Here is an 18,483-nt window from a genome sequence, read left to right as displayed (position 1 = left end):
TCACGTACGGTGCCCATCTTTTTCATCAATAAATAATTCTCCGTCTGTAAACGAGCAAAATGAAATATCTGAAGGGTCTGTGTACCCGTGTTTTTGCAAATTTCCAAGCAGCCATTGTTTATCTTTACCGATTCTGGACAGGTTTTCGGTTTGAATGGAGCCGTCAAGGATGAGCGGCAAGTCGAGCTGCCGATGCTCTCCGCTATTTTCTTTCTTTACAATAGTCAGTTTGCCCGACGGTTCTAAAATCGCAAATGATACATCAGCTACTCTGTCGATACTATTTTCTCTGAGCTGAACCATTAAATCATCAAAATTATACCGCTGTGATCTCATCGCGTCTTCGTCAATTTTCCCATATTTAATAATTATGGTCGGCTTACCGTCAAGAAGCTGGCGGACTTTTCGGTTTTTTAAAGATAAGTATGCGAATGTCACTTGAATAACCATTAATACAAGCATTGGCAAAATGGTGTGAAACAAATGATCTTCTACGTTTTCTATGGCCAAAACGGCAATTTCAGCCATCATGACAAAGACAACGAGGTCTAAAATGCTAAGCTCCCCGATCTCCCGTTTGCCCATGAAACGAAAAATGATCAGTATCACAAAATACAATACGATTGTGCGAAACGCAATAGTGAGAAGCTCTTCCATCATGCACCTCCGACTCATCATAGGATGCAACAAAACGAACAATTTATGTAAGAAAAACCGATTGTATTTCATAAAGCTTTTACGTCTAATTCAAGGGTTAAGGGAATACATTTTTACAAAGACGAGCCATCAGCATGTCTGACGGTTTTGCACAAAAAGAACAGAAGCCTTTTAATACAGGCAGAGAGGAGACAATCATGGAGGAAACGAAACAAATTGGAAAAGGCATTCTTTACGGCTTAATCGCCATATTTTCAGCCATGCTCCTGACAAGTTTAGCGGTTTCACTTTTATTGACCGCAACCTCGCTGGAAGAGTCATCATTTAACTGGCTGATCACCGCTATCTCATTTCTCTCTTTATTTATTGGCGGATTCATTTCAGGCGGGAAAGGCAAGGAAAGAGGCTGGATGATTGGCGCATTGACTGCTTTAAGTTTTTCACTGATTATTTTATTGTTTCAGTATTTAGGATTTGGAAAGACATTTACGGCAGAACAGCTGCTCTTCCATCTGGGGTTTTTAGGGGTGTGCATGCTGGGCGGGATTTTCGGTGTAAACATAAGGGGAAACAGGTCTTCCACATAAAAAAGAGCGGGCTCACCCGCTCTTTTTTTGTTTGCTATGTATAGCTCCTGCTGTTATTCAGCAGCAGAAACTTCTCTGATCGCACGGCGGTCGAACGTAAGACGTGTGTTTTCACCAGTCTTAATTACGACTTTGCTCTCATCGATAGAGTCAACAGTACCGTGCAATCCCCCGATTGTCACTACTGAATCGCCTTTTTTCAGTTCCTCCTGCATTTGGCGTACAGCCTTTTGCTGCTTTTGCTGAGGACGAATCAGCAAGAAGTAAAGGACCGCAAACATTAAAATAATAGGAACCAATGTGCCTAAAGTGCCAGTCATCATTTTCACCCCTTTCTGTAAGCCTGTTATTGTTTATTTAGAAGCTTTTCGCATTTGGCTTGTTGTAGCCGTAACGCTCAAAGAACTCTTCTCTGAAATCACCCAGACGATCCTCGCGAATAGCCTGTCTTACCTGCTCCATTAAGTGTAACAGAAAATGAAGGTTATGGTAAGTTGTTAATCGAAGGCCAAATGTTTCATTGCAGCGAATCAAGTGCCTAATATACGCGCGAGTGTAGTTTTTACATGTATGGCAATCACACTCTTCATCAATCGGACGGAAGTCTCTTTCGAATTTCGCATTTTTCATATTGAGTCGTCCTTCAGCTGTAAACACTGTGCCATTTCTTGCAATCCGAGTAGGCAGCACACAGTCAAACATGTCGACCCCGCGGATTGCTCCGTCGATCAGCGCGTCCGGAGAACCGACTCCCATCAAATATCTCGGTTTATCCTTCGGCAAGAGCGGTGTTGTAAACTCGAGTACACGGTTCATCACATCCTTCGGTTCACCGACAGACAATCCGCCTATAGCATATCCCGGAAAATCAAGGGAAATCAAGTCCTTCGCACTTTGTGTGCGCAGATCTTCATATTCTCCGCCTTGAACAATACCAAACAGTCCTTGTTCATCCTGACGGTTGTGAGCATTCAGACAGCGTTCCGCCCAGCGGCTTGTCCGCTCAACTGACCGTTTCATGTAATCGTACTCTGCCGGGTATGGCGGGCATTCGTCAAACGCCATCATAATATCGGAGCCGAGTGCGTTTTGGATCTCCATCGCTTTTTCCGGAGATAAAAACAGCTTGTCCCCATTTAGGTGGTTGCGAAAATGGACGCCCTCTTCCTCTATATTACGAAACTTGCTTAAAGAAAAGACCTGAAAACCGCCTGAATCTGTTAAAATGGCGCGGTCCCAGTTCATAAACTTATGAAGCCCGCCCGCTTCTTTGACAATATCGTGACCCGGTCGCAGCCATAGGTGATAGGTATTGCTTAAAATGATGCCCGCATCCATTGCTTTCAGCTCTTCAGGCGCCATTGTTTTGACTGTCGCCAGTGTGCCGACCGGCATAAAAACCGGCGTTTCAAAGGAGCCGTGAGGCGTATGCACTTTGCCCAGCCGCGCTCCTGTTTGTTTGCATTCTTTTATAAATTCATAGCGTATTGGTTGTTCAGCCACTTTTAATGAGGCCTCCTGTTCTCAAATTAGATAATCAGCATCGCGTCTCCGAAGCTGAAGAAACGGTATTCCTCTTCCACCGCATGGTTATAGGCACGCAGAATGTTTTCTCTTCCAGCAAGCGCGCTGACCAGCATAATCAATGACGATTTCGGCAAATGGAAGTTTGTAATCATTCCGTCAATGGCTTTAAATTCATAGCCTGGATAAATAAAAATAGATGTCCAGCCGCTCGATGCTTTAAATTGCCCGTCATGTTCCCCGGCAATCGTTTCAAGTGTGCGTGTCGAGGTCGTGCCGACAGAAATGATCCTGCCGCCATTTTCTCTTACTTTGTTTAAAGCCGCAGCCGTTTCTTCCGACATTTGATAAAACTCTGCATGCATATTATGCTCTTCCACTTCATCGGCACTCACAGGGCGAAATGTTCCAAGGCCAACGTGGAGTGTGATGAACTCAATTTGCACACCTTTATCTTTCAGCTGCTGTAAAATTTCTTCCGTGAAGTGAAGGCCTGCTGTAGGCGCAGCGGCAGAGCCGATTTCTTTTGAATACACGGTCTGGTAGCGCTCTTTGTCATCAAGCTGTTCTTTGATATATGGCGGAAGCGGCATCTCTCCAAGGGATTCCAGCACCTCGTAGAAAATACCGTCATATTGAAATTCCATTTTTCTGCCGCCGTGCTCCAGCTCTTCCGTGCAAACTGCCTTCAATCTTCCGTCTCCAAATGTGACAACGGTTCCTTTTTTCACCCGTTTCGCCGGTTTGGCAAGCGTTTCCCATTTATCGCCAGTTTCTTGTTTCAGCAAAAGAAGCTCCACTTTCGCACCGGTATCCTCTTTTGTGCCGAATAACCGCGCAGGCAGCACACGGGTATTGTTCAGCACAAGACAATCACCTTCGTTAAAAAAGCTGATAATGTGTTTAAACGAGCTGTCAGTCAGCTCTCCTGTATGTTTATCAAGCACCATCAGCCTTGAAGCATCGCGCTGCTTCAACGGTACTTGTGCAATTAAACGTTCCGGTAGTTCAAAATCAAATAAATCGACTTTCATGATAACTTCACCTTTATTCTAGTCTTTTGTTATTTCATTCTGCCGAAAAGATTAAGCAAAATTGATAATACCACACTTATGATAATACAAGTGACAACCGGGAAGAAAAACGTGACATTTCCTTTTTTCACAAAAATATCTCCCGGCAGCTTGCCGACAAAATGTAAAACTGCTCCGATGATAAGCAAAACAGCACCAAGAATCATCATGATCTTAGGAAACTCAGTCATATCGGGGAGCCTCCATTTGGAAATGTTGATAAACGGCCGGTGTCACGATCCTTCCACGCGGCGTTCTTTGGATAAATCCAATTTGCAGCAGATATGGTTCATATACGTCTTCAATCGTATGCGATTCCTCGCCGATCGTAGCGGAAATCGTATCAAGGCCCACTGGCCCGCCGTTAAATTTTTCGATCATGCCCATCAACAGCTTATGATCAATATGATCCAAACCGAGACGGTCAACCTGAAGCCGCTCCAGCGCATCCTGAGAAATGTCTTCCGTAATCCGGCTGTCACCCAGGACTTGGGCGAAATCGCGCACCCTTCTCAGCAGGCGGTTCGCCACGCGCGGCGTACCTCTAGATCTCCTTGCAATTTCAAGAGCAGACGGTTTATCAATCTCAACCTCAAATACATCCGCAGTTCTCGTGACAATATCGGCCAGTTCTTCTTGTGTATAGTACTCAAGGCGTGACATGACGCCGAATCTGTCTCTCAAAGGAGCCGTCAATAGTCCTACCCTCGTCGTAGCTCCCACCAGCGTAAACGGCGGCAGGTCAAGCCGCACTGAGCGGGCAGAAGGGCCTTTGCCGATCACAATATCCAGGCAAAAGTCTTCCATTGCAGGATAAAGCACCTCTTCAATCGATCTGTGCAGCCTATGTATTTCATCAATAAATAATACATCTCCCGGTTCAAGCGCCGTTAATATAGCAGCCAAATCACCAGGCCTTTCAATCGCAGGCCCTGATGTCGTCCGCAATTCCACTCCCATTTCATTTGCAACAATGGAAGCCAGCGTTGTTTTTCCAAGTCCGGGCGGTCCGTACAGAAGAACATGATCCAGCGTCTCCTGTCTCATTTTCGCCGCATCTATAAACACGCGTAAATTTTCTTTCACTTTATGCTGTCCGATATACTGTGCCAGATTTTGCGGCCTCAGGCTTTGCTCTATCACTGATTCATGGTTGTCTGCTTCACTTGAGACGAGCCGTTCATCCATGAACATCACCTTACTTTAATAGTTTTTGTAATGCTTTTTTCACATATTGGTCTGTTGTCAGCCCAATTTCTTCTTTAAGGTGAGGAAGCACCTTTTTGATTTCTTTTTCAGCATATCCGAGAACCCTGAGGGCTTCAAGTGCTTCTTCGAGAGCCGTTTCAGCTGTTTGCTTTTCAAGCCTTTCTTCATGATTAAACAGATTTTCAATCATTTCAGGCACAACATCTGCCAGCTTTCCTTTTAAATCTAGAATAATCTGGCGTGCGGTTTTCTTTCCTACTCCAGGAAACTTGACCAAAAAAGCTTCATCCTCATTTTCAATTGCTTGGATGACCGCTCCCGGATCACCCGAGCCCAAGATGGCAAGTGCTCCTTTCGGCCCAATTCCGGTCACGTTTAACAGCTTTGTAAAGAGCGCCTTCTCCTCTCTCGTTGAAAAACCGTAAAGCGAAAAAGCATCCTCTCTGATATGATGATATGTAAAAATCGTTTCTTGGTTTCTCTCCTTATATATAAACGGATTCGGCGTGAAAATCTGATAGCCGATGCCTCCGTTCTCTATGACGATATATTGGGGAGATACATAATCAATCGTCCCTTTAACAAATTCAATCACGCACATTCACCTCTTTGACTGTTCTTCATTGTACCATAAAAACAGCCAAAGTCTTATAGAAAAGTTAACATACGTTCGCTTCTCTCTCATTCTTTCACGAAAAAAAAGACATGAATACATGTCTTCAATCAGATGACGTTACCCGCTGTATGTCTTAATATGTTCGATGACATCCTCGAACTCCGCTTTTGTCCGAAATGGAATGCCTTTCAACAGATTTTTTTGCATGTGGCTTTCCAGCCTTTCTAAATCAATTTGAAAAAAAGACTGAATGGGTTCGGAAGCTGGCTCAGGCCGCCCATGAAAAGTGGAAATCACTCCATTATCCGATACACCGATATACCCGTTCACTTTGCTGAGCGGAGAAATATCGTCCATTTGCTTCCGGAAGAGCACATATCCCTTTTTTTGTTCCACAAGCGTCCATCCGGCATAAGCCGCCCAAAAATCATCCATGGAAAGCACTTTTTCACGCTTATGCTCAATGCTGACATCGCCGTCCAAATACACCTTTTCAAGCTGCACATGTACTTGCAGCGGTTCATAGTGCTCCACTTCCGCGCCAAGCGCGCGGGAAGGAGCGCCTATTTGAAATACTGCGGCTGAGCAAAGAATGCCCAGCAAAAGATACGCCGTGCTGAATCGTTTCACCCTCTACACCTCTTTGCACACGTTTATGATTAGTTTGACCAAAGAGGCTACTGCTTAACCGTTTTATCAAAATTTGTCTGCACATTTTCCCTGATAAACCGTTCCTCCGTATACACATCTGTTCCTTGCTCAGGAATTGTCAAGAATTGCGTCAGAAAAGCACTGAAAAAATACAATGCCGCAAAGATCCAAATTACGCCGCCTGCACCGAGCGGTCCAATGAAAAGGCTCACGATACCCGGCGCGATAAACGCACACAAACCAGATCCCAAATTCAACACTGACATGGCAGCGCCTTTATTATCAGGCGCAAGCGTCGGCAAAAGAGCGCTTAATGGAACGTAGCCGGCTAATGCCGCGCCGTAGCAGCAGGCGATCATCATCATCACCCAATACTGATGCCCGATCAGCTGAGGCGTGTAATAAAGCGCCAGCGTAAAAATGCCGCATCCGACACCGCCAAACCACATGACGGTATTGCGCCAGCCAAGTTTATCTCCAACTGCGCCAAAAATAAGATTAAACACAATATTCACAAAAAACAGCGTCCCCCAAATTTGCAGCCATTCCGAAACCGAATACCCGTAATGTGCTAAATAAGTCGGAAGAAAGATGGCAAATCCAAATTGTCCTATTGCATTAATCGTTTTGACCACTCCGCCGATGCCGACCTTAGGGTTTTCAAACATAATTGTAAATGCCTTCGACAGTTCTTTCCATTTCGGCTGATCTTGTTTTTTTGCTGGGGTAAATTTATCTTTATTAAAAAATAAGGCCAGAAATCCGCCTGCCGCCACAAACAGCAATGCACTCCAAAGCGTATTGATTTCTCCAAAGGCAGGAACCGCATAGCTGGAATAGAACGGGCCGAGTACGTTAAGGCCGCACGTAAACATAAACCAAAACCAGCCGACAGCTTTTCCGAGAATTTTTTGAGAGGTGCTGTATGATACCCACACGAGAAAAGAGTATGCAAACAGCGGATATCCCAAGCCTCTAAGGGCATAGCTACCTAAGAGAGCCGGATAATACATATGAGGAATCGCCCAGCCGATAAAAGCGGCCGAACCGAGGATAAACGCAAGCAATCCGATCGTCATCGTTTTTCTCGGCCCCCACGTTTGCACAAACGTTCCTGAAAGCCAAGCCGAGATGGTGACAGCAATGCCGTACATGGTAAATAACGATGCGGATTGCTGCATACTGAGACCATGATCCACGAGAAAAGGAGACAGCCAGCCTTGTTCGAGGCCGTCTCCAACCATAAAGATGACAACGCCAATATAACCCCAAACCATGTGAGAAGGAATTCCGATTTTGTTCAAAACATTTCCTTTAGCATGTACTGTATTCATTTTCTCCACCGCCTACTTAAAGTATCAATGGAGTATATACCCAAGCTTGCGGAATTGTAATCCTTTTTGATTAAAAAGCGATTTTTTCAGTGTGCTCAATACTGACAGGCATGCCAAAAGCAAGCGATTGCTGTGCTGCTCTTGCAATCCGTTCGGCCTGTAAACCGTCATTGCCGGTGCAGGCAGTCTCCTGATTTGTGCCGATCGCTTCTGCAAAACGGAGAATCTCCTCCTCATACGCATCCTTATAGCGTTCAAGGAAAAAGAAATGCGGTTTATCCTTCATCACAAAATCAGCGGTTGACACTTCAACCGTCGTCGGCCTGCTATTGTCCGCCGCTGCAGAGCCTTTCGTCCCGAAAACCTCTACCCGCTGGTCATATCCGTACACTGCTTGGCGGCTGTTATCAATCACGGCCATGGCACCGTTTTCAAAAGTCAGTGTAATAACAGCTGTATCAATATCGCCCAGCTCCGCAAAAGAAGGATTCACCAGAGCCACCCCTTTTGCATACACTTCTGTCACTTCGCTTCCCATAATATATCTGGCCATATCAAAATCATGGATTGACATATCCATAAACAAGCCGCCTGACATGCGGACATAATCTATATTCGGGGGTTCTGGATCCCGAGACGTGATTTTTAATAAGTGAGGTGTACCGATTTCACCATTTTCAACAACTGTTTTGATTTTCTTAAAATGAGGATCAAAGCGGCGGTTAAAACCGACTTGAAGTGTTACTCCATGTTTCCGGACGGCCGCAAGCGCTTCTCTTGTTTCATCTAGAGAGAAACTAACTGGCTTCTCACAAAAAATATGCTTTTTCGCTTCGGCTGCTTCTCTGATCATCTGAGCATGTACGGCTGTAGGTGAGCAAATAAAAACAGCATCAATTTCAGGATCATGTAATAAATCACGATAATCAGAAGTTATGTATTCAATCTGATGACTGTCGGCCCAGCTTTTTATACGGCTCGCCTGAATATCAGAGATTGCTTTTAATTTCATGTGAGGAATCCGGCTTATATTTTGAACATGAAGTTTGCCGATGCGGCCTGCACCGATAATCCCTGTCACAATCTGTTTTGTCATCGCATGTTCCCCCTTGAATATTCACGAAAGCGCTTTATTTAAAATTAATACTATCCCATTTGTAAGCGCTTTTCAAGAATGGAAATAAACGCTCTATGTCTCTTTTATCACAATTTATGCTTATAAGTAGCCTTCTTCTCCAAGACCAGATACACTAGAATTAGGCTCTTTTTCCTGAACAGTTTATGATTTTCCTATAAACGACTGCATAAAATAGAGCAAAGAAGGTGAATGAAATGCTGACAAAAGCAGAGGAACTGGCCCATTCAGTCATATACCGCAAAAACAGCAGATTTGATAAAGTCAAAGAGAAATCCGAGGAATTAACACTAATCGGCAAGGGTAGAAGCGCCTATGTATTTGCCTTAACAGAAGGCGGCCGGAAAATGGCGCTGAAAGTATTTTTTCCGGAGTATCAAGCGACAGCAGTCAAAGAAGCCGCGATCTATGAAAAATTAGCCGGGTCCGCATTCTATCCTGACATTTACGAAACTGGCGATTCATTTATTCTTATGGAATATATTAAAGGTGAAACCTTTTATAACTGTCTGAAGAAAGGCATTGCAATCAGTGATAACATGATTCAGCAGGTTGAAGAAGCGCTTTCTGACGCCCGGGCAGCTGGACTGAACCCGTCAGACATTCATTTGCGGAATCTGATATTGACAGAAACCGGAGCGGTGCGGGTGATTGATGTTGCGAGATTTGAGCAGACAAAAACATGCACGCAGTGGGACGACTTAAAATCAGCATATCATTCACTCTACAAAAAACCGATATTCCCCAAAAAGATTCCGGGTTTTTGGCTGGAGATCATCGCATTTTTATATAAGAAAGATTGGTTTCAAAGGCATTTCGCACAGCGGAAAAGAAAGTATTCTTAAATCAAAAAGGCAGCCGCTTGTGTGGCTGCCTTTGTTCTGATGTTTACTATCTTACGGTAGAAATCAGTTTCATTTGTTCAGGCGACAGCTTAATTCGATAGCCTCTCACAGTTAAGTAGACCGCTTCTGAGTCCTTCTCTCCGGAATGACAATACGTTTTCTTCATTTTCTGTCTCCCCTCACCCTTATTGGTTTTATTTCATCATATCATTGCTTTATTGAGTTAATTTTAAAGAAATGTAAAGATCATATGAATCCGATATATGGTAAAATGAGAGAAAAAAAGGGAGAGAGTCACATCAAGACACGCAGCAAAGTCCCGTTGATGTTTATGCTGCTGGTATTCTTCGGCGGCGCCGTTTATTGGATGTTATTTTCACTAAAAAACGTTCCGAAAGGAAACCTCGTCCAATCGGTTGAATCGCCTGACGGCAGCTATACGTTAAACACTTACGTATCCGAAAACACCTTAAGCTTAGATGCGGCCAGAGGTGAACTTGTAAATGAAAAAACACTTGTTAAGAGAACAATCTATTGGAATTATCCGGACAACCGTCCAGCAGTGACATGGATCAATCACAACACAGTGAAAATCGGCAATCAGACATTACACCTCGATACTGATGAAACGTATGATTGGCGAAAAGATGATCATTGGATCCGTGAAGAACCGCCTCAGGCACAAGTGAGGTGACGATACATGAATAAGATAAACAAGCAATTGTGATCGCTTGTTCTTTTATATACGGATTGACTGAACTAGGCTAATTGTTGCAAAAATTTTATAACAAATGCCCTAAGTCGGCCTCTGCAGAAAAACGCAGCGTAATCGATACGCCGCGTTTTTTCTTTTTTCCTTCCTCTTCTTATTGATAATTATCAGTCATATAATGTGACAAATCGATTGTAGAAATAGTTCGATTAGCCCAAAATCCTTTTTATACATGTATTCGAATGGAAGTGAGGAGGAAGCTTGATGGCAGATATTGTTGCTAGTTTAAACGCGGTCTTATGGAGTACCCCCGTCATTTATATTTTATTGGGAATTGGATTGATCTTTTCAATTATGACCCGTTTTTTACAAGTCAGACATTTGAAAGAAATGATTGTTCAGATGTTTAAAGGAAAGAGCTCTGAAGCTGGCGTTTCTTCTTTTCAAGCATTATCAATTGCGCTGTCCGGCCGAGTGGGTACAGGAAACATCGCAGGAGTGGCGACAGCAATTGCATTTGGCGGACCCGGCGCTGTGTTCTGGATGTGGGCGATTGCCTTTATCGGGGCGGCGAGTGCCTTTGTTGAATCAACGCTTGCCCAAATTTATAAAGTGAAACAAGACGGTCAATATCGGGGCGGCCCTGCTTATTATATAGAAAAAGGCTTAGGCATTAAGTGGTTTGCCGTCTTATTTGCCGCTGCTGCCCTGATTGCAATGGCCCTTCTGATGCCGGGCGTACAGTCCAACTCCATTGCGGCCGGGGTCAAAAATGCATTCGGCATCTCTCCTTTCATTACAGGGTGTGCTCTCGTTTTATTATTAGGGTTTATTATTTTTGGCGGCGTCAAACGAATTGCTAATGCGGCGCAAATGATTGTTCCTTTTATGGCCCTTGGATATATCCTGCTGTCTTTGATTATTATTGTCATGAACGTGGCTGAATTGCCTGCTGTGATCTCGTTGATATTCAAAAGCGCTTTTGCATTGGATTCCGCTTTTGGCGGCTTAATTGGCATGGCGATATCCTGGGGTGTTAAACGTGGCATTTACTCAAACGAAGCCGGCCAGGGAACAGGGCCGCATCCCGCAGCAGCTGCAGAAGTTTCTCATCCGGTCAAGCAGGGACTGGTTCAGGCATTTTCTGTTTATATCGACACCTTGTTTGTATGTTCCGCTACAGCTTTCATGATCTTGTTTACCGGTATGTACAATACCCAGGCTGCAGATGGTTCCTTTATCGTCCATCACCTTAAAGGCGTAGAAGCAGGACCTGGTTTCACACAAGCGGCAATTGACAGTGTTCTCCCCGGATTTGGTGCAGGCTTTGTTGCCATCGCTTTATTCTTCTTCGCATTTACAACAATTATGGCGTATTACTACATCGCAGAAACAAATATTGCTTATTTAGCACGGGGCAGAGAAAGCAAATGGGCAATGCTCGGCTTAAAACTGATTATGTTAGCCGCCACGTTCTATGGGACTGTGAAAACAGCTTCACTTGCTTGGGCATTGGGCGATGCAGGGCTTGGCATTATGGTATGGCTGAATGTCATTGCCATTGTGCTGCTTGCCAAACCGGCGCTTCTCGCTTTAAATGATTATGAACGCCAAAAGAAGCAGGGCTTAGACCCGGTCTTTGATCCGAAAGCGCTGGGTATCAAAAACGCTGATTTCTGGGAGAAAGAATACACTAATGAAAATGAACGTGTCTCTTAAACAAACTAAAAACCGGCCCGATATGACATCGTGCCGGTTTTTTATGAGCGATAATTAGTATACACTTCTTGAACATCATCATCATCTTCAAGGATGTCTATTAATGTTTCCAGTTTCTCAACAGCCTGGTCATCGGCATCTGCATAGGTTTTGGGGAGCATGGTCACCTCCGCTGAAGAAATTGGATATTTCGATTCGAGCGCTGTTTTTACCTCTTCAAAATGCTCAGGCTCTGTTAAAACCTCATATAGGTCTTCTTCAGCCCGCAGCTCTTCTCCTCCTGCTTCCAGCACATCAAGCATGAGTTCATGTTCTTCTATTTGCTGTTTAGTCCGGTCTATCGTAATGAATCCCTTCCGTTCAAATAAAAAGGCTACACATCCGCTCTCTCCCAGACTTCCGCCATTTTTATTAAAGGCAGTTCGCACATTTGACGCCGTTCGGTTTTTATTATCTGTAACGCATTCAACCATGACGGCAATCCCTGAAGGACCGTAGCCTTCGTAGGTGATTTCTTCATAGCTGCTTCCATCTTGGCCTCCCGCAGCTTTTTTAATGGCCCGGTCTATATTTTCATTTGGCATATTGGCGCCCTTTGCTTTTTCGATAACAAGACGCAATGCTGAATTTGCTTCCGGATCCGCTCCGCCTTCTTTCGCTGCCACGTAGATTTCTTTCGCAAGCTTCATAAATATTTTCCCGCGCTTTGCATCCTGTGCATTTTTTCTCTTTTGTATGTTTTTCCACTTAGAATGGCCTGCCATGTTTTCACCTGCTTTTCCTTTTTCTATGTACACTTTAATGGGTATTGTTCGCTGATGCAAAGAAAAAGGCTGCCGAATATCACTATCTTCCGGCAGCCTTTCATCCTTAGCGGGTGTTCATTTTATGAAGTCTTCTGAACAGCCCTTTATCTGTCGATACTTGGACGTCACGGCCATTCGCATAGTTGCGAGCAGCTTTTGCGACATTATCTCTGTCAGACTTTGTGAAATCCCTGTGGCTTCTGACTGCGACAACTACTCGGTCATCCGATACCATCACTTGTGTGTCATTGACGTTTTTCACTTGTTTCACACGGTTGGCAATTTTGGCCGCCAGTCTTCTGTTTTCTTGGTTGTCATACCCATTGTACGCCACATTCCGATTCATGTTTCGGTTATTCGTGTTGTTATATGTTCCGTCAGTAGCCAGAGGAACGCGATCGTCAGCAGTAACACGGTCACGGTTATTTACATTCGTGGTGTTTCGGTTACCGTCGTTCTGATCCTCCATTAATTCAGAAACAGGACCATCGTGGTCGATTCCGTCTCCCTGTCTGTCAGCATCGTTTTCATTTGTATAATATCCGATTGGACGGGTATTGCCGTTATTGCGCGTATCATTCATGGCATTATTATCGTTTGCTCCGCATGCTGTTAAGCCGGCTGTCATAAGAATCAAGCTAGCGATCGTCATTTTTTTACCCAATGGAAAAACCCCCCGTGGACGAATTGAGCATGTTTGCTCGTTTTTATCATGTGCGTCCGAGGGGCATGTTAAGCGTGTCAGTTCTGTCCATTTGGCAGTGATCTGCTTGAAAACAAAAAAAGGAACGATTTACATCGTTCCGAACGATCACTCATTTTCCTCTTCCGGCCGGCCAAACATTTGGTTTACAGAAGGCTGATTCGTCATTGGCATAGAAACTCCTGCCGAATATGGGTTTGGATTTGGGTTAGCGGTGCCATATGGCATATTAGGACTTCCATAAGATCCCAGTCCCGAGTGGCCAGGCGCAGTGAAATATGGCTGATGATCACCGTCACAGCCGCAGTCGTCATGATCTTTGTACGGCATGTAACCAGGAGCCGCAGCAGGCTGGTACGCTCCCATTACTTGGGGAGTGCCATAATAAGGGCCATAAGGCATATGTCCATACGGAGATCCATAAGCCGGAGATGCGTAATGCGGATCACCGTATGAACCGTAATGTCCGTGGTGGCTGTTTTCATGATGCTGGTTTTCATAACCCGGGTCATACTGAGGTGAGACAAAGCCTGGCTGGTATCCATGCATCGGGTACATTGGATAAGCATGTGCAGGATGTAACGGATAGCACAATCCGGATCCTGGAAGAATTGGCGAAATAGGCACCGGACACGGTACGAAATGAGCCGGATAATGAAAATAAGGCTGAACAGCCGGCATATTCGGAACTGTGTGATGAACGTTTTCTTCTTCTACACCGCCTACTTCTGGCGCCTTTGGCATATTAGGCATATTCGGATAATTTGCATTTTCCATATTACTCATAGCCTCCTGTTGTGGAAATTGATCTTGCATATGATACATATGATCTATATTTCCGTCATGATGTTTTTTCGGCTCCTCCGGTTTAGGAGGCGACCAAGGCTGGAAAAGCTGTTTCATGTCATAATACTCGTTCACATCAGCTTCAGGATACACATTTTCCTGCAAATTAGGCATCGGCGGGACATACGGCACGGACTTCTTTTCTTTCGGCTTTGTGTCTTCTACGTCGACAACGGATTTAGGCTTCTCTTTCGCATATGGATGTTCTTGCTTCCCGCTCCCGGCCGCAGGACTTTTGCCCGCTTTTGGCTCTTTTCTGACCGGGACTCCTTCTGACGGCACTTTTATTTTCATTCCAGGCATGATTAAGTCTGGATTACTAAGCTGTGTATTGAGTTTTTTCACTTCCTCAACATCGACTCCGTACTTTTCAGCTATTTTCCAGAGCGAATCGCCTTTTTGAACGATATGGATTTTCAACGTTTTCCCCTCCTATGCAAAACGTGAACAGTTCAGCTGTGATTACAATATGTTTCTTCACAACATATGCCTGAACAAAAGAAGTTATGAGTACAGGAAGGGAAATATTTCTGATCTACGTGATCGAAAGCATTCGATTCAGGGCAAGGAGTGCATCCTCCTGAATGGCTTTTGGCACCTTAATGACGCCTGAAGGCTCTCCTTTTTCAATTTGTTCCAACGACCACAACAAATGCGGCAAATCGATTCGGTTCATTGTCAGGCAAGGACACATGTCAGGGTTGAGTGATTCGATTTGTTTATCAGGGTGCTCGTGAATGATCCGCTGGACAAGATTCATTTCTGTCCCGATTGCCCACTTGCTTCCCGCCGGAGCCTGGTTGATTGTGTCGATAATATATTTAGTTGATCCGCTATCATCGCTTAGTGTCACGACTTCGTGGGAGCATTCCGGGTGCACAATGATCTGAATGTCGGGGTCACGCTCTCTCATATCATGGATATTTTTAGTGGTGAATTTCTCGTGAACAGAACAATGCCCTTTCCACAAAATCACTTTCACATTCGTATGCTCGGATTCAGTCACTAATTCATCTGTCATCGGGTCCCACACCGCCATATCTTCAAGCGCTATGCCCAGATCATAAGCCGTATTTCTCCCTAAATGCTGATCAGGCAAAAATAAAATTCTTTTTTTCTGTGTAAACGCCCATTCAAGCACTTTTTTCGCATTCGAAGAAGTCACAGTTGCTCCGCCATGCTTTCCGACGAATGCCTTGATCTCCGCAGTGGAGTTCACATAAGTTAAAGGTATGATCGTATCTCCAAATATATGCTGAAGCTTCTCCCATGCCCTATTGGTTTGCTGCATGTCAGCCATGTCAGCCATAGAACATCCAGCTCTCATATCTGGCAGGACAACCGTTTGCTGCTCGCCTGTCAGCATATCAGCGGTCTCTGCCATAAAGTGAACGCCGCAAAATACAATGTAATCCGCTTCTTTGTTTTTTTCCGCTACTTGGGCCAATTGCAGGGAGTCGCCGGTTTGGTCAGCAAATTGTATCACTTCATCCTTTTGATAATGATGGCCTGGTATAAAGAGCCTGCTGCCGAACTTTTCCTTAATGGCGGCAACACGCATTTCCATATCCTTTCTTGACAGTCCTTTATAACTTTCCGGCATCATATCATTCGATTGTTTGATCACATCAAGAATTGACATAACGGCATTCCTCCACAGATTCATTTGATAACGTAACATCCATGCTGATATCTAAACTTTTGACGGAATGAGTCAGAAATCCTAAGGAAATATAATTCACACCCGTCCCTTTAAAAGCAGGCAAAGATTCTAACGTAATCCCGCCAGAGGCTTCAGTTTTTATATGATTCGGTGTGAGATTTGAAAAATGACGGACCGTATCTGGCGGACAGTTGTCAAACATAATAACATCTGCGCCTGCTTCAATTGCTTCCCGCAGCTGGTCCTCCGTTTCAATTTCCACTTCGATATTTACCATATGCCCCACGGCCTGACGAGCTTTCTGGCATGCCTCTAAAATAGAGCCGCATGCAGCAATATGATTGTCTTTAATCATGACACCGTCATACAAGCCGAATCGATGATTATACCCGCCACCCGCTCTGACAGCGTATTTTTCCAGCATTCTCAGCCCCGGTGTTGTTTTTCTCGTGTCACAAATTTTAATCTGTTCATCATCCAGCCTGCGGACAGCCTCTCTTGTCATCGTCGCAATTCCTGACAGTCTTTGAATAAGATTTAATACGACCCGCTCTCCTGAAAGAAGCGTTGCGGCCGGACCTCGTAATACTGCAATCACTTCACCTTTTCGCAAAATGTCCCCATCTTTTGTGTGTAAAATGATTTGAACATTTTTATCTAATAAAGCAAAGCCTTCTTTTATCACCGCAGCCCCTGCAAAGATCCCCTCTGACTTTGCAACAATCTCCGCTTCACAGCTCTGCTCTCCAAAAATAGACTGCGATGTAAGATCCCCTGACCCAATATCCTCAAGAAAAAAGTGATTCAGTAATTTTTTCAGCTGTAAATGATTCATTGTTCCAAATCCCTTCGTTTATTCTGATCTTGGTTCCTTTTTTTGTATGGACAATTTGTCTTCCCTGCCAGCTCACCTCAGCATGAGGAAAATCGGTGCGGAAGTGTGCCCCCCTGCTTTCCTCCCGTAAAAGCGCAGAAAACGTCATCAGCTTTGCAGTTTGCCATAAATGAGAAAGCTCCAGCTGCCGAATTGTGATATCCTTCACATTCTTTTTTTGAAAAGGCAGCGTATGAAGCCAGATGCTAAGCTCAATCAAACTGCTTTGTTCCCGCAGAATAGACATGTGGCTTGTCATTTTGCTTTGCAGTTCATGCACCTCTATATCCGGCACCTCGTAGAATACGTTTTTGGGAGTCGCTTGATATTGCCTGTTATAAACCGGTTTTTGCATAATATGCTCTGCTGCCCTTTTTCCAAACACCAGCGCCTCCAATAAGGAATTGCTCGCAAGCCGGTTTGCTCCATGTAAACCAGAGCATGCAGTCTCGCCAATCGCATAAAGCCCCGGTACTGTCGTTTCTCCCCAGCAATTAACTGAAACACCTCCCATTAAGAAGTGCATTCCCGGAGCAACAGGGATTTTTCCACTATGGATATCAACCCCTGCTTTTTCACAAATGGCGGTGATGGTAGGGAAACGCGCTTCAAAATCAGAAATCGCACTGAAGTCAATATAAACGTGATTTCCTTTTGCCATTTCCTCATGAATAACCCGTGAGACAACGTCCCTTGGAGCCAGGTCACCTAAAGGGTGCCGGTCAGCCATAACCCGGCGGCCGTTTTCGTCTACTAAACATCCGCCTTCCCCTCTGACAGCTTCTGAAACAAGCCCATAGGAAACACCATTTTTCACAAGCAGTGTCGGGTGAAACTGTGTAAACTCTAAATCCGTTACTTCCGCTCCGGCCCTGTAAGCCAGAGAAAGACCGTCACCTGTGACAGAGGGATCATTCGTATGGTGAAGAAACAGGTTCCCGCAGCCGCCGGCAGCCAGCACAACTTCGTCTGCATGCCTTACCTTGAGCCGCCCCTTGCAGTCTTTTGTCATAACGCCGATACAGCGGCCATCCTCTATAAGCAACTCTGCTGCCGTTTCATGCTCGATTAACTTAATTTTGCTGTCGATCCGTTTGAGCAAATAATCGACAAGCAGCCTGCCTGTTGCGTCTCCGCCCGCATGAAATATACGGTTGTATGAGTGGGCTCCTTCTCTTCCGAGACAAACATCGCCTCGTTCATTGCGGTCAAATGGAAATTCACGCTCCAATAGGCTTTGAATCATCATTTTTCCATCATGTAACACATCTGCTGCAATAGCTAGATTATTATGGCCGCACCCTGCGTATAACGTATCCTCCAGATGGGCTTCAATCGAGTCACCTTTTGTATAGGCCGCAGCAATCCCGCCTTGTGCATAGACAGAATTGCTGTTTTTGACGCTTTTTTTTGTGATAACAGTCACTTCGTATGACGGCGGGAAAGCTGCCGCTAAAGAAAGTGCCGCCGCCCCTGAACCGATGACTGTAATCGTCTTTTTAGACATATGTCACCCTCCTGTTGTTTAC

The 18,483-nt window shown here is 44.7% G+C and carries 21 protein-coding genes; 4 read left to right on the top strand and 17 right to left on the bottom strand.

Annotated elements, in window-relative coordinates; all coding sequences use genetic code 11:
* A complete protein-coding gene (locus tag QA442_RS08045) occupies positions 1-657 on the bottom strand; it encodes a DUF421 domain-containing protein (RefSeq protein ID WP_095432354.1) in 657 nt (218 codons plus the stop codon).
* Positions 658-854: 197 nt separating this feature from the next.
* Here QA442_RS08045 and QA442_RS08040 point away from each other — a divergent pair, with 197 nt between their 5' ends.
* Positions 855-1,244: a TIGR04086 family membrane protein gene (locus QA442_RS08040; protein ID WP_168781261.1), complete on the top strand. Its 390-nt coding sequence runs from the start codon at positions 855-857 to the stop codon at positions 1,242-1,244.
* Between the two features lie 53 nt (positions 1,245-1,297).
* Here QA442_RS08040 and yajC read toward each other — a convergent pair whose 3' ends face one another.
* The 9 genes from yajC to iolG form a co-directional block, all read right to left on the bottom strand.
* Positions 1,298-1,564: a preprotein translocase subunit YajC gene (gene yajC, locus QA442_RS08035; RefSeq protein ID WP_003237527.1), complete on the bottom strand. Its 267-nt coding sequence runs from the start codon at positions 1,562-1,564 to the stop codon at positions 1,298-1,300.
* A gap of 37 nt (positions 1,565-1,601) precedes the next feature.
* Entirely contained in the window at positions 1,602-2,747 is a 1,146-nt protein-coding gene (gene tgt / locus QA442_RS08030; protein ID WP_095432356.1) for a tRNA guanosine(34) transglycosylase Tgt, read from the bottom strand.
* 26 nt (positions 2,748-2,773) lie between these two features.
* Positions 2,774-3,802: a tRNA preQ1(34) S-adenosylmethionine ribosyltransferase-isomerase QueA gene (gene queA, locus QA442_RS08025; RefSeq protein WP_071581523.1), complete on the bottom strand. Its 1,029-nt coding sequence runs from the start codon at positions 3,800-3,802 to the stop codon at positions 2,774-2,776.
* Between the two features lie 29 nt (positions 3,803-3,831).
* Positions 3,832-4,032 carry a DUF2905 domain-containing protein gene (locus tag QA442_RS08020; protein ID WP_014664822.1) on the bottom strand — a complete coding sequence of 67 codons (201 nt, stop codon included), beginning with the start codon at positions 4,030-4,032 and terminating at the stop codon, positions 3,832-3,834.
* Positions 4,025-5,029 (bottom strand): Holliday junction branch migration DNA helicase RuvB, encoded by a 1,005-nt coding sequence (gene ruvB / locus QA442_RS08015; protein WP_040082286.1) that lies wholly within the window; start codon positions 5,027-5,029, stop codon positions 4,025-4,027. The genes QA442_RS08020 and ruvB overlap by 8 nt, the downstream gene beginning before the upstream one ends.
* Before the next feature lie 10 nt (positions 5,030-5,039).
* Positions 5,040-5,645 (bottom strand): Holliday junction branch migration protein RuvA, encoded by a 606-nt coding sequence (ruvA, locus tag QA442_RS08010; protein ID WP_014664824.1) that lies wholly within the window; start codon positions 5,643-5,645, stop codon positions 5,040-5,042.
* 138 nt (positions 5,646-5,783) lie between these two features.
* Positions 5,784-6,296 carry a sporulation cell-cell signaling protein BofC gene (gene bofC / locus QA442_RS08005; RefSeq protein WP_040082284.1) on the bottom strand — a complete coding sequence of 171 codons (513 nt, stop codon included), beginning with the start codon at positions 6,294-6,296 and terminating at the stop codon, positions 5,784-5,786.
* Between the two features lie 47 nt (positions 6,297-6,343).
* Positions 6,344-7,651 carry an MFS transporter gene (locus QA442_RS08000; RefSeq protein ID WP_071581524.1) on the bottom strand — a complete coding sequence of 436 codons (1,308 nt, stop codon included), beginning with the start codon at positions 7,649-7,651 and terminating at the stop codon, positions 6,344-6,346.
* 70 nt (positions 7,652-7,721) lie between these two features.
* Positions 7,722-8,747, bottom strand: coding sequence for an inositol 2-dehydrogenase (iolG, locus tag QA442_RS07995; protein WP_095432357.1), 1,026 nt, complete (start codon positions 8,745-8,747; stop codon positions 7,722-7,724).
* 236 nt (positions 8,748-8,983) lie between these two features.
* On the opposite strand from iolG, the gene QA442_RS07990 reads away from it, so the two are divergent.
* Complete coding sequence (locus tag QA442_RS07990; protein ID WP_014664828.1) at positions 8,984-9,631, top strand: phosphotransferase; 648 nt, start codon at positions 8,984-8,986, stop codon at positions 9,629-9,631.
* A 46-nt stretch (positions 9,632-9,677) separates the two neighbouring features.
* Here the strand turns inward: QA442_RS07990 and QA442_RS07985 are convergent, their stop codons facing one another.
* Positions 9,678-9,797 (bottom strand): hypothetical protein, encoded by a 120-nt coding sequence (locus QA442_RS07985; RefSeq protein ID WP_014664829.1) that lies wholly within the window; start codon positions 9,795-9,797, stop codon positions 9,678-9,680.
* Here QA442_RS07985 and QA442_RS22140 point away from each other — a divergent pair.
* Together QA442_RS22140 and QA442_RS07975 are read left to right on the top strand one after the other, a co-directional pair.
* Complete coding sequence (locus QA442_RS22140) at positions 9,777-10,325, top strand: DUF5412 family protein (RefSeq protein ID WP_341532916.1); 549 nt, start codon at positions 9,777-9,779, stop codon at positions 10,323-10,325. The two genes, QA442_RS07985 and QA442_RS22140, sit on opposite strands and share 21 nt — an antisense overlap.
* Before the next feature lie 282 nt (positions 10,326-10,607).
* Positions 10,608-12,062, top strand: coding sequence for an alanine/glycine:cation symporter family protein (locus QA442_RS07975; protein ID WP_095432358.1), 1,455 nt, complete (start codon positions 10,608-10,610; stop codon positions 12,060-12,062).
* A 41-nt stretch (positions 12,063-12,103) separates the two neighbouring features.
* Here QA442_RS07975 and QA442_RS07970 read toward each other — a convergent pair whose 3' ends face one another.
* The 6 genes from QA442_RS07970 to nadB form a co-directional block, all read right to left on the bottom strand.
* Positions 12,104-12,826 carry a YebC/PmpR family DNA-binding transcriptional regulator gene (locus tag QA442_RS07970; protein ID WP_095432359.1) on the bottom strand — a complete coding sequence of 241 codons (723 nt, stop codon included), beginning with the start codon at positions 12,824-12,826 and terminating at the stop codon, positions 12,104-12,106.
* A 106-nt stretch (positions 12,827-12,932) separates the two neighbouring features.
* The gene (gene sgpA / locus QA442_RS07965; protein WP_040082279.1) at positions 12,933-13,532 is read right to left on the bottom strand and encodes a spore germination protein SgpA; all 600 of its coding nucleotides are present in this window, start codon (positions 13,530-13,532) and stop codon (positions 12,933-12,935) included.
* A gap of 147 nt (positions 13,533-13,679) precedes the next feature.
* Positions 13,680-14,837, bottom strand: coding sequence for a spore coat assembly protein SafA (gene safA, locus QA442_RS07960; protein ID WP_071581528.1), 1,158 nt, complete (start codon positions 14,835-14,837; stop codon positions 13,680-13,682).
* A gap of 115 nt (positions 14,838-14,952) precedes the next feature.
* Positions 14,953-16,059 carry a quinolinate synthase NadA gene (gene nadA / locus QA442_RS07955; protein WP_040082277.1) on the bottom strand — a complete coding sequence of 369 codons (1,107 nt, stop codon included), beginning with the start codon at positions 16,057-16,059 and terminating at the stop codon, positions 14,953-14,955.
* On the bottom strand, positions 16,046-16,915 hold the full coding sequence (gene nadC / locus QA442_RS07950) for a carboxylating nicotinate-nucleotide diphosphorylase (protein WP_095432360.1): 870 nt from the start codon (positions 16,913-16,915) through the stop codon (positions 16,046-16,048). Before nadC ends, nadA begins: the two co-directional genes overlap by 14 nt.
* Entirely contained in the window at positions 16,869-18,461 is a 1,593-nt protein-coding gene (gene nadB / locus QA442_RS07945; protein WP_095432361.1) for an L-aspartate oxidase, read from the bottom strand. Before nadB ends, nadC begins: the two co-directional genes overlap by 47 nt.
* Positions 18,462-18,483 lie beyond the last annotated feature (22 nt).

The sequence above is a fragment of the Bacillus stercoris genome, from assembly GCF_029772985.1.
GTDB classification, from domain to species: Bacteria; Bacillota; Bacilli; order Bacillales; family Bacillaceae; genus Bacillus; species Bacillus stercoris.
Note: the sequence above shows the minus strand (reverse complement) of the source record. Positions and strands in the feature narration are given on the sequence as shown.

Bases quoted from the DNA above. Each gene is read 5' to 3' on its own strand.
- QA442_RS22140 (WP_341532916.1), top strand. From the start codon at position 9,777: ATGACAATACGTTTTCTTCATTTTCTGTCTCCCCTCACCCTTATTGGT.
- QA442_RS07975 (WP_095432358.1), top strand. From the start codon at position 10,608: ATGGCAGATATTGTTGCTAGTTTAAACGCGGTCTTATGGAGTACCCCC.
- nadB (WP_095432361.1), bottom strand. From the start codon at position 18,461: ATGTCTAAAAAGACGATTACAGTCATCGGTTCAGGGGCGGCGGCACTT.
- ruvB (WP_040082286.1), bottom strand. From the start codon at position 5,029: ATGGATGAACGGCTCGTCTCAAGTGAAGCAGACAACCATGAATCAGTG.
- QA442_RS07970 (WP_095432359.1), bottom strand. From the start codon at position 12,826: ATGGCAGGCCATTCTAAGTGGAAAAACATACAAAAGAGAAAAAATGCA.
- yajC (WP_003237527.1), bottom strand. From the start codon at position 1,564: ATGACTGGCACTTTAGGCACATTGGTTCCTATTATTTTAATGTTTGCG.
- queA (WP_071581523.1), bottom strand. From the start codon at position 3,802: ATGAAAGTCGATTTATTTGATTTTGAACTACCGGAACGTTTAATTGCA.
- QA442_RS08045 (WP_095432354.1), bottom strand. From the start codon at position 657: ATGGAAGAGCTTCTCACTATTGCGTTTCGCACAATCGTATTGTATTTT.
- QA442_RS08000 (WP_071581524.1), bottom strand. From the start codon at position 7,651: ATGAATACAGTACATGCTAAAGGAAATGTTTTGAACAAAATCGGAATT.
- QA442_RS07985 (WP_014664829.1), bottom strand. From the start codon at position 9,797: ATGAAGAAAACGTATTGTCATTCCGGAGAGAAGGACTCAGAAGCGGTC.
- QA442_RS07990 (WP_014664828.1), top strand. From the start codon at position 8,984: ATGCTGACAAAAGCAGAGGAACTGGCCCATTCAGTCATATACCGCAAA.
- nadA (WP_040082277.1), bottom strand. From the start codon at position 16,059: ATGTCAATTCTTGATGTGATCAAACAATCGAATGATATGATGCCGGAA.
- nadC (WP_095432360.1), bottom strand. From the start codon at position 16,915: ATGAATCATTTACAGCTGAAAAAATTACTGAATCACTTTTTTCTTGAG.
- QA442_RS08020 (WP_014664822.1), bottom strand. From the start codon at position 4,032: ATGACTGAGTTTCCTAAGATCATGATGATTCTTGGTGCTGTTTTGCTT.
- QA442_RS08040 (WP_168781261.1), top strand. From the start codon at position 855: ATGGAGGAAACGAAACAAATTGGAAAAGGCATTCTTTACGGCTTAATC.
- iolG (WP_095432357.1), bottom strand. From the start codon at position 8,747: ATGACAAAACAGATTGTGACAGGGATTATCGGTGCAGGCCGCATCGGC.